General features: G+C 40.3%; 13 protein-coding genes. 1 reads left to right on the forward strand and 12 read right to left on the reverse strand.

The annotated features are described in order from the left end of the window. Position 1: 1 nt before the first annotated feature. Together ABKJ27_RS05800 and ABKJ27_RS05805 are read right to left on the reverse strand one after the other, a co-directional pair. Positions 2 to 2,452, reverse strand: coding sequence for a bifunctional DnaQ family exonuclease/ATP-dependent helicase (locus ABKJ27_RS05800; protein ID WP_410011506.1), 2,451 nt, complete (start codon positions 2,450 to 2,452; stop codon positions 2 to 4). Between the two features lie 198 nt (positions 2,453 to 2,650). Beyond that, positions 2,651 to 3,580 (reverse strand): peptidase U32 family protein, encoded by a 930-nt coding sequence (locus ABKJ27_RS05805; protein WP_049550878.1) that lies wholly within the window; start codon positions 3,578 to 3,580, stop codon positions 2,651 to 2,653. 139 nt (positions 3,581 to 3,719) lie between these two features. On the opposite strand from ABKJ27_RS05805, the gene ABKJ27_RS05810 reads away from it, so the two are divergent. After that, a complete protein-coding gene (locus tag ABKJ27_RS05810) occupies positions 3,720 to 4,007 on the forward strand; it encodes a DUF3270 domain-containing protein (RefSeq protein ID WP_049515680.1) in 288 nt (95 codons plus the stop codon). A gap of 33 nt (positions 4,008 to 4,040) precedes the next feature. Here the strand turns inward: ABKJ27_RS05810 and ciaH are convergent, their stop codons facing one another. The 10 genes from ciaH to metG form a co-directional block, all read right to left on the reverse strand. Next, entirely contained in the window at positions 4,041 to 5,375 is a 1,335-nt protein-coding gene (gene ciaH, locus ABKJ27_RS05815; RefSeq protein WP_078238304.1) for a two-component system sensor histidine kinase CiaH, read from the reverse strand. Continuing rightward, complete coding sequence (gene ciaR / locus ABKJ27_RS05820; protein ID WP_023946427.1) at positions 5,365 to 6,039, reverse strand: two-component system response regulator CiaR; 675 nt, start codon at positions 6,037 to 6,039, stop codon at positions 5,365 to 5,367. The genes ciaH and ciaR overlap by 11 nt, the downstream gene beginning before the upstream one ends. A 213-nt stretch (positions 6,040 to 6,252) precedes the next feature. Then, positions 6,253 to 8,799 carry a M1 family metallopeptidase gene (locus tag ABKJ27_RS05825; RefSeq protein ID WP_410011507.1) on the reverse strand — a complete coding sequence of 849 codons (2,547 nt, stop codon included), beginning with the start codon at positions 8,797 to 8,799 and terminating at the stop codon, positions 6,253 to 6,255. A gap of 122 nt (positions 8,800 to 8,921) precedes the next feature. Beyond that, positions 8,922 to 9,362, reverse strand: coding sequence for an ASCH domain-containing protein (locus ABKJ27_RS05830; RefSeq protein WP_000188807.1), 441 nt, complete (start codon positions 9,360 to 9,362; stop codon positions 8,922 to 8,924). A gap of 30 nt (positions 9,363 to 9,392) precedes the next feature. Next, entirely contained in the window at positions 9,393 to 10,091 is a 699-nt protein-coding gene (locus ABKJ27_RS05835; RefSeq protein ID WP_000167120.1) for a 3-oxoacyl-ACP reductase, read from the reverse strand. Then, positions 10,084 to 10,320 carry a DUF2829 domain-containing protein gene (locus ABKJ27_RS05840; protein WP_000141914.1) on the reverse strand — a complete coding sequence of 79 codons (237 nt, stop codon included), beginning with the start codon at positions 10,318 to 10,320 and terminating at the stop codon, positions 10,084 to 10,086. Before ABKJ27_RS05840 ends, ABKJ27_RS05835 begins: the two co-directional genes overlap by 8 nt. Positions 10,321 to 10,420: 100 nt before the next feature. Further along, the gene (locus ABKJ27_RS05845) at positions 10,421 to 11,347 is read right to left on the reverse strand and encodes an aldo/keto reductase (protein WP_001269441.1); all 927 of its coding nucleotides are present in this window, start codon (positions 11,345 to 11,347) and stop codon (positions 10,421 to 10,423) included. A gap of 74 nt (positions 11,348 to 11,421) precedes the next feature. Beyond that, positions 11,422 to 12,237 (reverse strand): hypothetical protein, encoded by an 816-nt coding sequence (locus ABKJ27_RS05850; RefSeq protein WP_000738387.1) that lies wholly within the window; start codon positions 12,235 to 12,237, stop codon positions 11,422 to 11,424. Between the two features lie 3 nt (positions 12,238 to 12,240). After that, entirely contained in the window at positions 12,241 to 12,561 is a 321-nt protein-coding gene (locus tag ABKJ27_RS05855) for a PadR family transcriptional regulator (protein ID WP_000665421.1), read from the reverse strand. Between the two features lie 132 nt (positions 12,562 to 12,693). After that, positions 12,694 to 14,691, reverse strand: coding sequence for a methionine--tRNA ligase (metG, locus tag ABKJ27_RS05860; RefSeq protein WP_371483587.1), 1,998 nt, complete (start codon positions 14,689 to 14,691; stop codon positions 12,694 to 12,696). Positions 14,692 to 14,746 lie beyond the last annotated feature (55 nt).

The raw sequence follows: 14,746 nt of genomic DNA on the forward strand, positions 1-14,746 counted from the left end.
ATCAAAGTTCATTTAAAAATTTATCAACAGCCTCATCAACTTCGGATCGAGAGACGGTTTTAACGGTCGCTTCTTTTGCTAGAGAAGTCACAATTTGTTTGCCATATCGCTTTCCGACAATTCTCCTATCCAAAATAAGAGTTAAGGAACGTTGGTGTTCGCGTCTCATACTTCTTCCTAAAGCCTGTTTTAAACGAATAATGGCCATTGGCAATTGATAATCATAAAAGGCATTTTTCCCTTCCTGATTCAGTTCCTGATTGATCTTTCTCGTCAAGGGTTCTTGAGGATTTTGGAAAGGTAGTCTTGGTACAACTTGAATCACAAAAGGATGACTTGAAAAATCAACTCCCTCCCAGAAACTTGCTGCACCTAGCAGGATTTGTTGTTCACCTTTTTCAAAGCGTTTCTTAAGCTGATGAACATCCCCATTTTTATACTGGGCCAAGTGGCTAACTGGAAGTAAATCCGATACTGCTAGAAGCATGTCTTTAGCAGTAAAGAGAACTAAAATCGGTTGCTGGAAATCTTGAACATCCATCAGCAGATCAGCTACCTCTTGAGCATAAACTTCTAAGGATGTTTCTGTTACCAGGGGAAAATCTTTGACCAAGACCACTTCTTGATCCTGTTTTTTATGAGCTTCAACCTTGACAAATTTAGCTTCAGGATAACCCAAAAGGTCTGCCAAAGAAACTCTCTGACTAATCTCAAGAGTAGCCGACACTCCCAAGACTTGACATGAATTAGGTACTAAAGAAGATAGGAGAATACGTCCTGATTTCGTAGAAGAAATTTGAATTTTCTTTTGACTCGTTTCAATTGCTTCAAGCCAGTAATCTCTGTCAGCTGTAAAATAGCGAACCAGCTCCTCAAAGCCTTCTACTTCTAATTCTGAAAAATACTGGTGGAGATTGGCAAGAGAATCTAAGATATTTTTCCTAGATTTTCCAGACTGAAATTGTTCAATCAAGTAAAGGCACTCAAAGCGAATACTTTCTAGTATTCGTTGCTGGACCTTATTTTGCTCCTCCAGTAAAGCCTTATCAAGCAAATCGATAATAGACTGGATATCGTAGGTCTCTTGAAGCAGATTTTCTAGAGCTAACAAAATCTTTTGAACTTCATCAATAATCAATAAACGGTCGCTGACAAATTCAGGATTATCTTCAAGTCTGGTTACAAGATAGGCATGATTGGTCACTAAGAGCTTGCAAGCTTGTGCCCTTTCTTGACTACGTTTCCAAAAATCTTCCGTCACAAATAAACTCTTGGATGATAAATTCCCATCATGACGAAGATCTGTCAGAAAATGTTGGTAACGGTAGAGTTGCCCAATTTCATCCAAATCTCCTGTCTCTGTCTCAGTCAGCCAGATCAAGAGTTGCATTTTAAAGCGTCTAAATAAGCGATTTTCATCATTTTCCTGCAAGGAACGATAAAAGGCATCCAACTTCAGATAATTGTGTGGTCCCTTTAAACTATGAATATCTATATGGAACACTTCCTTGAGACGTTTACCTTCTTCTTCCATGATTTGATTTTGAAGAATCTTTGTCGGAACGCTAAGGACAATCTGACGATTTTCCACTTGGGACAAAGCAGGTAAGAGATATCCATAAGTTTTACCAATCCCTGTCGGAGCTTGAATCAGAGAGACAGGCTCATCTTTCAATAGCAAGCCAACCTCTTTAGCAAAACTTTCTTGTTCCTCCCTCACTTCAAGGTTCAATAGAGAAATGTTTTTAGAAAAATCTTGGGATAGTTTTCGTGGCTCCAGGGGAGCTCCAGTTTTCTTGAAATACAGTCCTTGAACTTCGACCAAGTCTGGAGAACTAAGGATAGATTGGCCGCGATAAATTTCTTCAATAACCAGGTAGGACTCATATAAGAGGGCGTCATCCATTTCCAGCAAGCGTTCCAAGAGTCCTTTAGGAAGCTGGGCCATCTTTTTCCGTAGAAATAAGAGTAATTCCGCGGTAGCGTGTGCATCTGAAAGGGCTGTGTGAGCGTGCTTAAGAGGAATTCCTAATTCTCGACACAATATCGGCAAACTATATTTTTCCAGTTCTGGGAAAAAGACCTGAGCCAATTCGACCGTGTCAACACGAGGATTTCTTAGTTCATAGCCTTCAAAAAATAAATTTTCCGCCAAGAGATTGGCATCAAACTGAACATTATGGGCTACAAAAATCCCATCCTCCACCAAGTCAAAGATTTTTCTAGCAACTTGCGAAAAATCAGGTGCTTGCGCCAGACGTTGGTCTGTCAATCCTGTCAGTTCTTTTATATGAGCATCCAAGGGTTCATGTGGATTGACATCCGTCGTATAGTGATCGACGATTTTTCCATCCTCAATCACAACAATTCCCACTTGAATAATTTTAGCCTTACTACCTGTGCTAGTTGCCTCTAAATCCACCACAACATAGCGATTACCAATCGTTTTCATTATAAAAAATTATACCAAAAAAAGGGCCATTTAGCACCTACAAACATAGGATAATTTTCAAACTCAAGAGGGTTACTTTTCTAAAAAATCCCAGTAAACAGAGCATCCTAGCCTACTTATTTTTTGAAAATATTGGAGAATAAGAAAAATTGAGAGAAGAAATGTTTGCATCTTCCTTCTCTCAACTATCCATTTACTTTATTTAACCATGTCAGGATCGTAGTCATAAAATCCTGTATCAAGGAAACGGTTTTTAGGGTGAAGTTTACGCACTTCTTCATCCAGCAAGAAGGCTTGGTCATGGCTAAAGTTACCCTCTTGAATCAAGCTACGCGCTTGAATAAAGAGTTTTGCAATCTCAACAAAGTTCTGACCAGGAGTGTAGAGCCCTTCTAGTTTCCAGTGAGTGAAACCATGCTCTACCAATTCTGTCAATTTTGTCATCAAATCAAGGTCGTTATTGGCAAAGATATGGGTACCATGATTGTCTTCAAAAATGGAATAGTGGCTCTCTGGGTCACTTGGCTCAGCCAAGAAGAGGTCACGCTTGCGAGTCTTTTCGTCATCGATATGTGTAAAGTTATAATAGTTTTGCAAGAGAGGACGCTTAGAATGGTGAATAACGCTAGCTCCGTAAACCAAAACTTCAGCAGGAATTTCCAAAATCTCTGGCATTTTGAAGAGTTCAGCAGATGGAATTTCACGCGCCAAAACAGCCTCAGATGCGCCAGCCTTTTGTCCCCAGAAGTTAATCTGGCGACTGCTAGTTACCATGGTTGAAGCATCGTAGATGGTCTTAAAGGAATAACCATCGCGGTTGACTACGTAAAAGACACCTGCATCCCCAATCGTAATGTAGTCTGTCTTGATTTCTTCCAAAAAGTCTAAGAAAGGCTTGATACGATCCATCATATCTTGGTGCATGAGGGCGTTAACCGCAACGATCAATTCTTTACCATCATCATGAACCAGCTTAGCAATTTCACGCAATTGGTCATGACTAAAGGTTGTCGGCAGACGAAGGCCAAAATCTTTCTCACCGACATAGATACGGTCTACGCCAGCTTCGAGCAGTTGTTTAACTTGTTCAATACTTTCAGCAGTTGCTGTAATGATAATCTTTTCCATAAGAAAAATTATACCACATTTCTGGAAAATCAGCCATTCTTTAAAAATGAAAAGGGACTTTATTCTTATTGTAACCTTTCTGTAATAATTCTCTGCTGAAAAAATGATAAAATAGGTATGTACTGTTAAGGAGAGAATAATGCCCGTAAGAAAATTACAGTCCTATGAGGTAGACTATCAAGAAGAATTAAGCCAACAGGTTCCTCGATATCAAGATTATACACCTGAAGCGCAATCTGATGCCAATCTCAAGGAAATCCTATTTTTTGTTAATATCGCTGTTTTTTGTATCTGTATTGCTATCTTTAGTTTTATATTTTTAGCATTAAAATTATCAACTGCTCTTGCATTTGCCGCAGCAATCGGATCCAGCTTACTTGTTTTAAAAATTCAACGGTCTATTATCAAACGAAAACGTAGAAGATAAATCCAAAATATCGCCCCATCCGGAGCGATATTTTTATTTTTTCTTTTTAGATGGTGTGTGGATGGCAATCTTCACTTCAAAAATTGTTCCCTTTGGTTTATTATCTTTAACAGTAATGGTTCCTTTTAGGGCATCTACAATTTGCTTGGCTAGGGATAATCCTAAACCAAAACCACCTTTTTGACGGGTTCTAGCCTTATCCACTCGATAAAAACGATCAAAAATTTTCTTCTTATCTTCTGCTGAGATACCGACTCCATTATCGGAAACTAGCAAATAAAGATTACGATCAGTCGCTGAAATCATAAAATCAATTTCACCATCCTCCTCAGTGTATTTGATAGCATTATCAAATAGGATGGTCATCAATTGTTTCAAGAGAAGCTGATCTGTGACAATCGTTCGATGGATGCGATTTTCAAAACGGAAGACACGGTCATTTTCAGAAGCAATCATCTCATAGTTTGTGAAAGTCGTGTTAAAAAAGCTAGTAGGAACTTCAGCAAATTCCGGCTTAATACCATCATCTCTACGAGCTAAGTTCAGCAAGTTTGTCGTCAAAAACCGCATATTTCGAACCTCTTCCAAACTCGATGCAATGCTTTCACTCACATCCATAATGGTAGCTTCTGGCTTACGGAAAAGGGTCTCTAAACGATTTTGTAAAACAGCAAGTGGAGTTCGTAACTCATGACTAGCATTTTCCACAAAGGACTGTTGTTTCTGCATGCTCTCAAGCAGGGGCCTAACACTGACCCTAGCTAGATAGAGACTGGCAAGTAAAGACAAAATCCAGAAACTTGCCATCACAATCACAATCAATTGCTCATGCTTTTGACTGGCCTGCTCCAACTGACTGGTATTAATCAAGACAGCCGCATACTTGATATTGGTTGAAACCGAACTAATATTCGTTTCCATCAAGATCATGCGATAGATTTCTTCCTGTCCATAGCTATTAAAAACCTGAATCTGATAGATATGGCCTAGTTCTTTTTTCTCTAACTTAATCTTATCCAAGCCCAAAAATCGGTTTCCAGAAAGGAGTTGGGTAAAATTCTTATCAAAGAGAATGACCTCTGTATTTGAACTAACATTGGGTTTTATCTCCGTCTTGCTAGCATCTGTAGCGGCATTCTCTAAATCTTTAATCTCTTCTGTTGCCCTATTTACCGCAAGCTGAATAACTGCCTGAGGATTGTTACTCAAGCCATGGAGTGTATCATCCACCGAAGTATAAAGGCTCGAGTGCATGACCTGCAAAATAATCAAGGTCATGGTAGAGAAAATCAGGGTAAAGACACCAAAGTTGCGGATAAAGTAACTAAAGTCATCCGCATACCATGTTTTTTTTAGTTTACTGAACATCTTTTAAAATATACCCAACACTGCGCAAGGTTTGCAAATTCTCTGCAAAAGTGGTTCCTTTTAATTTCTTACGGACTTTTGAAACATAGACTTCAACAACCGAAATCGTTGTATCACTATCAAATCCCCATAAACGATCAAAAATCTGAGTCTTCGGCAAAATAACATTTTGATTTTGAAGGAAATAAACTAGTAAATCCAATTCTTTCCCCAGCAATTCGACAGGAGTATCTTCGACTTTAACGGTATTTGTAGACAGATTAACCACAATATTTCCATAAGTTAAGGTGTTCTCATTAAACTTACCTGAACGTTTGAGAAGGGCCTGAATCCGCATTTTGAGTTCTTCTAGGTAGAAAGGTTTGGTCAGATAATCATCCGCTCCTAGTTCAAATCCATGTCCCTTGTCATCCAAACTTTCCTTGGCAGTCATGATCAGAACCGGGGTCGTAATTCCTTTTTCACGCAATTCTTTCAAGACTTGGAAACCATTTTTTTCTGGCAACATCAAATCGAGCAAAATCAAGTCATAGACGCCACTCTCAGCTTCGTAGAGACCTTCTTCTCCATCAAAAACCTGCATGACATCCGCAAAATCGTCTAAAAAGTCAAATACTGAATTTGACAGGCCTAGGTCATCCTCAACTAATAAGATTTTTATCATGAGAAACTCCTCCTTATTAAAACCATTATACCAAATTTGCCTTAAAAAAAACTCAACTCTCTGCATTTTATACTCAATGAAAATCAAAGAGCAAACTAGGAAGCTAGCCGCAGGCTGTACTTGAGTACGGTAAGGCGACGCTGACGTGGTTTGAATTTGATTTTCGAAGAGTATTACATGAGATAGCTGAGTTTTATTGTCATTTAGTCTTAATTAGTTAGTTCCGTATTGAAGAACGACTGCTTCCACTGCAGTTTTTTCACGGTTAATCAAGTCAACACGCGCTGCAATTTCCTTGATTCCCATACCGATATTACGGCTAAGAGCAAGGTCAGAAAGTTGCGGTTCAAAGAATTCCTTGTACTCTGCCAAGCGTTGCTGAGTCTTAAATACGTGAGCAGGAAGGATAACAAAGCTATCAAAGCTCATATCTCCACCAAGAGCTGCCTTAATCCAAGCCCAATTTTCACGAGCCCAAGACCATGCTGTTTCCTGAGTTGCTTGATGGCTTAAGAACTGGAAGTACCAAGCAGACAAGTCTTGTGGTTTGACCACAAATTTGTCCTTCCAAGAAGTAATCAAGGTTTGGATATTGTCCGCATCTTTACTGTAGGCAAGAGCTGCTGCCAACTGACGTTTAAAGACAGCATCTGTTGCGTGCGTATAAGTATCAAGATAAAGTGCTAACAAGTCTTTAGTCTCATGATGTTTCATCTCATTGATGAGAACTTGTGAACGAATAGCTGCTGGGAGTCCTGCAAGATTCTCCTTGTGTGCTGCGAAGATTTGGCTAGCGGCTTGACTAGCTTCTGCATCATTTGAGCGAATCATCATAGAAATGGCCAACTGACGAACCAATTCATCCTCATCTGATTCGCCATCTTTAGCTTCAAAACCAAGACGGTCATAATTATGACGAGCCAATTTAGCAACCAAGGCTTTGAAGGCTCTTTCAGCTTCTGTTCCTTCATCGATAAAGCGCTCAAGGGCAGAAATTACTTGAGAAACAGCTGAAACCACAAGGTAAGACTCTTCCTTAGCAAGTTTATCAAGGACTGGGAGCAAGTCAGCATAAGAAATGTGCCCTGCTTCAGCAAGCAAGCGACGTTCTTGGACGATTTGCAGTTTGCTTGTGTTATCAAGCTCAACTAGGTCAGCAAGAACTGCATCCAACAAGTCTCCTTGATAGTCGGTAATGTAGTGGGCTGTATTTTCAGTGTTGAGACGAAGAGCTCCTTTGTTTTCAGCAAGAAGAGCTGCGTAGCCAGGGATTTCGATACTTTCAGTTTCAAGTGTATCTGGCAAGCCTTTCCAGTTGCTGTTGAGTGGTACAACCCAGAGGCGATTCTTATCTTCGTGCTCACCGATGAAGAATTGTTTTTGTGAAATCTTCAAGACATCATTTTCAACTTTGACAGTGAGAACTGGATAACCAGGTTGTTCCAACCAAGAATCCATGAAGGCTGCGACATCACGTCCAGACGCTTGACCAAGAGCATCCCAAAGGTCACGACCAATTGTATTGCTGTATTGATGTTTTTCAAAGTAGGCATGCAAACCTTTGGCAAAATCGGTATCACCTAGCCAACGACGAAGCATGTGCATGAGGCGACTTCCTTTGGCATAGACGATAGCGCCATCAAATAGTGTATTGATTTCGTCTGGATGTTTCACTTCGACGTGAACAGACTGAACACCATCAGTCGCGTCACGTTTCAAGGCAGATGGAACACCACCTGTTTGGAAATCTTCAAAGATATTCCAGCTTGGTTCAATAGCATCCACACAGACGTACTCCATCATGTTAGCAAAGCTTTCATTGAGCCAAAGGTCATCCCACCATTTCATAGTTACCAGGTTACCAAACCATTGGTGAGCCAATTCATGGGCCACAACAAGGGCAACTTGTTGACGGCTGGCAAAGGTAGAGTTCTCATCTACAACCAAGTAAACTTCACGGTAAGTCACAAGACCCCAGTTTTCCATAGCTCCAGCTGAGAAGTCAGGAAGGGCGATGTGGAGAGATTGAGGGATTGGGTACTTAACTCCATAGTAATCTTCGTAAAACTCGATAGAGCGAACAGCGATGTCCAGTGAAAAATCAAGGTTAGATAGTGGGTGGGCTTTGGTTGAATAAACACCTACGAGGGTACCGTTTTTAGTTTTAGCCGTTACACCTTGCAAATCACCTGCTACAAAGGCTAACAAGTAAGAAGACATGCGAGGTGTTGTCTCAAACTTCCAGATACCTGTTTCCTTACGGTTTTCAACATCGATTTCTGGCATGTTAGACAAGGCCAATTCACCTTCTGCTTGGTCAAAACGTAGAGAAAGGTCAAAAGTTGCTTTGGCTTCTGGCTCATCCACACATGGGAAGGCTTCACGCGCAAAATGGCTCTCAAATTGAGTAGACAAGACTTCCTTCTTGACTCCGTCAACTGTGTAATAAGAAGGGTAAATCCCAGTCATGTTGTCTGTGATTTTACCTGAAAAAGCGATAATCACTTCAACTTGACCTGCATCTGCAAGTTCGATATGAAGAGCCTCGTTTTCATTATCGACTGTGAATGGGCGAGCTTCCCCTGCAACTTCTACAGAAGCGATTTCCAAGTCTTTTTGATGAAGGGAAATGCTGTCACTCTGTGCTTGCCCAGTGATGGTCACTTTCCCTGAAAACGTCTTGGTCTCACGACTCAAGTCTAAAAATAAATCATAATGTTCAGGAACAAATTGCTTAATAAAATGTTCAACTGCTTGCATAATTTTCTCCTATTCTAAGTTTAAGAGCTGCTGCTCTTCTTCAAACAAACTTATTATATCATGTTTTGCTGGAGAAAAAAGGATTGGACGGCGATTTCCAAAACTTTCTTCCGTCTAACAGTCTACAGTGGGTAGACCTTGCGAAATTCTTCTAAAACAACCTTGCTTTCAGGTGTAAAAGTCAGTCCTGCTTCACCCAAACAGTCTGTGAAAAAATCCTCATGAACCTGACGCCAATAGGTAAGTGATTTGTCTCCCTCACCTTCCTTATAGGCATGTTGAGCAGAAACTTGATTGAAGGGCTGGACAGAAACCTTTGTAATTTCGACAATACAGACAGCCTGATTTTGACTATCTAAAATGACATCAAAAGTTCCTTCTTGAGGAAGAGACTCGGCTTCTAGTGCATAGAGGTCGTAGGCTGAAGCTGTTGCAGTCTTTTCGCCTCTTAAAACCAAATCTGCTAAAAGGTCTGGTTCCACTCCAAAAGCCCAAGCATCGATTTCATCTCCTATAGAGGGGTTAATTTTCTTGTAGGCATTCCACATTTCTTGCGGTGTCATGGGCGCTCCTTTTTATTAACTTTATTCTCCCTACTTTAAAGACCATCCGCCATCTATTGTCAGAATTTGTCCTTGCATGGCACTCGCTTTCCCACTTGCTAAGAAAAGGCTAATCTCTGCTATTTCCTCTGGCTCAATCCAGCGCTTGATTGGTGTTTCACTCGCCACCCAGTCTGCTAAGCCACCTGGTTCAAAGTCGTCAGCTGTCATAGCTGTCTTGACTGCTCCTGGAGCGATACCAAAGACCTGAATCCCAGTTTCAGCATAGTCTAGAGCCAACTGCTTGGTAAATCCAGCCAAGGCATGCTTAGATGAAGTATAGGCGTGACCACCACCTCCTGCTAGATTTGAAGCAATGGAACACATATTGATAATGAATCCTTTTTTATTCTCCAACATTTTGGTCAAATAATAGCGAGTCAACTCTACTGGAGTAACGTAGTTGATTTCAAAAATCTCTTGAATTTCCTGCGCTGATTGTTCCAACAGTGGTTTGTAATCATCCAAAACTCCGGCAGTATTGCACAAAATATCTACCTGAGGACACCAGTCAAAAATAGGCTCCAAGTCCAAGGTCAAATCTCTCTGAAAAAAGTGGAAATCACCCTCTAAGAGTGGATTTTCACCTTGGTCAACTCCATAAACTTGAAAGCCATTCTCTAAAAAGAGGCGAGCTTGTGCTAGGCCGATTCCTGAACTCACTCCCGTAATCAATACACGTTTAGTCATTCACTTCTACCCAATCTGTCGCCAAAACATCACAAGGTGTCGGACTCCACATGGAAAAGCCTTCTCCCTCCCCGGAAACGTTGATTAGGAAATAAGGTGTTACTTCAAGTGCAACCCCGTTTTGTTCAATGGTGTCAAAAAGTTGGACATAGTTTTCAGCACCTCCCCAACCAGTTCGTACATATTTTTTCTTAGCCTTTAACCCAGGTAGAATTTCTTCAAATGTCATGTTTTTCTCCTTTAATATCAATAATTCTCCCCTTCATTATAACAAAAAAACCGCTTTGAAACGGCTTTTTTGACTGTGATTTATTTAAATCTGCTTCTACTTACGGCAAATTATTCCCTGCTGCAAGATAAATTTCATACCATTCTTTTCTTGTTAAGCTAAAGTTTGCCGCTTGGCTAACTTCTCTCAAGTGCTTAGGATTTGTTGTACCTACGACTGCCTGCATTTTTGCTGGATAACGCAATATCCAAGAAATAGCAATAGTTGAAGAGGTTACTCCATATTTAGTAGCTAAACGATCAAGTACTTGATTTAAAGCTTGAAATTTCTCATTTCCAACAAAATTCCCTTTAAAATACCCAAATTGTAAGACAGACCATGCTTGAATAACCACATCGTGTAATTTGCAATATTCAAAAATGCTGCCATCTCGCATAGCTGCTTGACTATCTTCCATATTAACATGAAAACCTGATTCGAATCCTGGAGTAAAAGCCGCACTCAATTGTAGCTGATTAACAGCTAACGGCTGCTTGACATCTTTTTTAAGTAACTCCATCATCATAGGATTTTGATTAGAAACTCCAAAATTTCGAACCTTACCTTGTTTATAAAGGAGATCAAAGGCTTCTGCTACTTGGTCAGATTCCATCAAAGCATCTGGTCGATGAAGGAGCAAGCTATCTAGATGATCTATCTTCAATCTTTGCAAAATTCCGTCAACTGATTTTATAATATAGTCCTTAGAAAAATCAAAATAGGTAAATTCTTCAATGCGAATGCCACATTTTGACTGAATCCACATCTCTTCTCTTAAATCTGGACGATTTTTTAGGACAAGACCTAATAGTTCTTCACAACGACCACGACCATATATATCAGCCAAGTCGAAAGCATTGATTCCAACAGACAGTGCTGTTTCTACAAGCTCTTCAACTTCTTTTACAGACTTATCTTCTATTCTCATCATTCCGAGAACAATTTCTGATAATTCTTTGTCATCTTGACCAAGAGTTATGTATCTCATCAAATTTGTCTCCTTTAATTTCTAACATTCTTCCCTTCATTATAACAAAAAACCGCTTTGCAACGGCTTTTTGACTATATTTCACTCCATTTTATCTTCTTAAACCCACGGAACAAGAGAAAAATACCAATAAAAAGAACAGCTAAAGGAATGAATTTTGTAAGGAAAACATTTGAAATTCCCATCCACTTATAGTAACGAAGCAGAGAACCTACCACAAGATGGGCAACAATCATACTGACAAAGGGACGAAAGACCGCTTCTTTCCAATTCCAAATACTGATGACTAGAGAAAGCGTAAAAACAAGGAAACTATCCCAGGGAGCAGGAAGATAAAAGGCTCCTTCTTGTATGAAACTTCCCATTCCTACATATCCTAGAACGACTAGCAGAACAAGAATTCCAACGACAATATAAGTGCCAATTTTCATCTTAGGAGAATCTTGGACTAGCCCCCAACGTAAGATTGTGGCCACAAGTCCAAATCCAATCAGAAAAAGAAGAAGTTGCCCTAAAAATGTGAGCAAATTGACTGTTAAGAGAGAACCTTTAGAAAAATCACTTAGTAGTTGATAATAACGTAATACCGCTAGGACAAGAATTGGCGTCAAAAGGGACTCCTTGATAGAACTGCGAGGTGCTTCCTTGAGCATCTCTTTCATTAATTTTTTAGGATTCTTACCTAGATAATCCTCTGCACTCATTCCGTCTCGTTCTGCTTCTGAGAAATCTAACATCATCAAATAGATCTGCTCTCTGAGGTAGTCCTCATCATAGAGAAATCCAGCAAGATTAAAACTATCCCACAGTTCCTCAAAATACTTTTGATTCTCCTCAGAAAACTCATGTAGCAAAGCGCTTGTTTCTTCATAATACTTCATTTTCTTCATGGTTTACCCTCCATTCTTAATTCCTTCTACTTTTTGACTCAAATCGTCCCATTGTTGCCAAAAGACCGAGACACGATCTTCTCCTTCTTTCGTTAACGAAAAATACTTCCGATCTGGACCATCTGGCGACGGGCGCATGTCGCCTCTTATCCATTGATTTTTTTCTAACTTTTGCAACAAAGGATAAATAGTTCCTGGAACGATAGTATCAAATCCAGCCTCTCGCAAAGTCTGAACCAACTCATAACCATATCGCTCTTTTTGACCAATCATATCCAAGACACAACCTTCAAGAACACCTTTTAATAGTTGAGTTTCTTTCATCCCTTCTCCCTTCTAATCTATTTGGTAATACCTACTAGTGACTTCATCTATAATATACCACTTTCACACTAGTTTGTAAAGCATAATAGTTAAATAAAAAACAGAACTAGCATGAACTAGTCCTGTATACTTTTACCCAATCACACTTCCATTCGGTACAGCTGGATCAACTGTGAGAAGAGTTAATTTTCCATCATGTTCAGCTGATAGAATCATCCCTTGGCTGACATATTTTTTCATCATTTTACGTGGTTTGAGATTGGCAACGATTTGAACTTTCTTGCCGACCAATTCTTGTTCGTTTGGATAGTATTTTGCAATTCCTGAAAGAATTTGACGATCTTCTCCATCACCAGCATCCAGACGGAATTGAAGTAACTTATCAGAACCTTCCACTTTAGAAACTTCTCTGACTTCTGCGACACGGATTTCGACCTTGTCAAAGTCTTCAAACTTGATTTCTTCCTTGTTTAGTTTGAGTTCAACTTCATCTGGATTCCATTCTTTCTCGACTGCTGGTTTGTTACCTTCCATTTGTTCCTTGATATAGGCGATTTCTTCTTCCATATCCAGACGTGGGAAGATTGGTGTTCCCTTAACAACTACAGTCACACCTGCAGGGAAATCAGCCAAGCTCAAGTTTTCAAGGCTAGAAACTTCTGCTAAACCAAGTTGATTCAAGACTGCACGACTGGTTTCCATCATAAACGGCTCAATCAAGTGAGCAACGACACGAAGGCTAGCTGCCAAATGACTCATGACACTTGCCAATTGGTCACGAAGAGCTTCATCCTTAGCCAAGACCCATGGAGCTGTCTCGTCGATGTATTTATTGGTACGAGAGATCAGAGTCCAGACTGCTTCAAGTGCACGTGGGTAGTCAACTGCTCCCATGTAGGTGTGGTAGTCAGCGATTGATTGTTCTGCAACGTCAGCAAGAGCATGGTCAAACTCTGTTACACCCTCTACATAGGCAGGGACTTGCCCGCCAAAGTACTTATTAATCATAGAAACCGTACGGTTGAGGAGGTTTCCAAGGTCATTGGCCAATTCGTAGTTGATACGGCCTACATAGTCTTCAGGAGTGAAGGTTCCGTCTGAACCAACTGGAAGGCTACGCATGAGATAGTAACGAAGTGGATCTAGTCCATAACGCTCTACCAACATTTCAGGGTAAACGACATTCCCTTTAGATTTAGACATTTTGCCGTCTTTCATGACGAACCAACCGTGAGCAATCAAACGATCTGGCAATTTGATATCCAACATCATAAGAAGGATTGGCCAGTAGATTGAGTGGAAACGAAGGATGTCTTTTCCTACCATGTGGAAGACTGTGCCATTCCAGAATTTGTCAAAGTTACCATGTTCATCTTGACCGTATCCAAGCGCTGTCGCATAGTTAAGAAGGGCATCAATCCAAACGTATACAACGTGTTTAGGATTTGATGGTACCGGCACACCCCATGTAAAGGTTGTACGAGAAACCGCCAAATCCTCTAAACCTGGCTCAATAAAGTTGCGAAGCATTTCATTCAGACGACCATCTGGAGTGATAAATTCAGGATGAGCTTTGAAAAATTCCACCAGACGATCTTGGTATTTGCTGAGGCGAAGGAAGTATGATTCTTCAGAAACCCATTCCACTTCGTGACCTGATGGAGCAATACCGCCAGTTACATTTCCAGCTTCATCACGGAATACTTCTGCGAGCTGGCTTTCTGTAAAGAATTCCTCATCTGAAACTGAATACCAACCAGAGTATTCACCCAAATAGATGTCATCTTGAGCCAGCAAGCGTTCAAAGACTTGTGCGACAACTTTTTCATGGTAGTCATCAGTTGTACGGATAAATTTATCGTATGAGATATCTAGTAATTGCCAGAGTTCTTTGACTCCAACTGCCATCCCATCAACATAGGCTTGAGGTGTAATGCCAGCTTCTTCTGCTTTCTGCTGGATTTTCTGACCGTGCTCATCAAGACCTGTCAGATAAAAGACATCGTAACCCATCAGGCGTTTGTAACGGGCTAGGACATCACAGGCGATGGTTGTGTAGGCAGAACCAATATGAAGTTTACCAGATGGATAGTAAATCGGTGTTGTAATATAAAAATTCTTTTCAGACATAATTTTTCCTTTCCAGGCAAATGAAACCTGTTTTTCTAACACTTCATTATATCAC

The organism is Streptococcus sp. KHUD_011, from assembly GCF_046352925.1.
Classification (GTDB): Bacteria; Bacillota; Bacilli; order Lactobacillales; family Streptococcaceae; genus Streptococcus.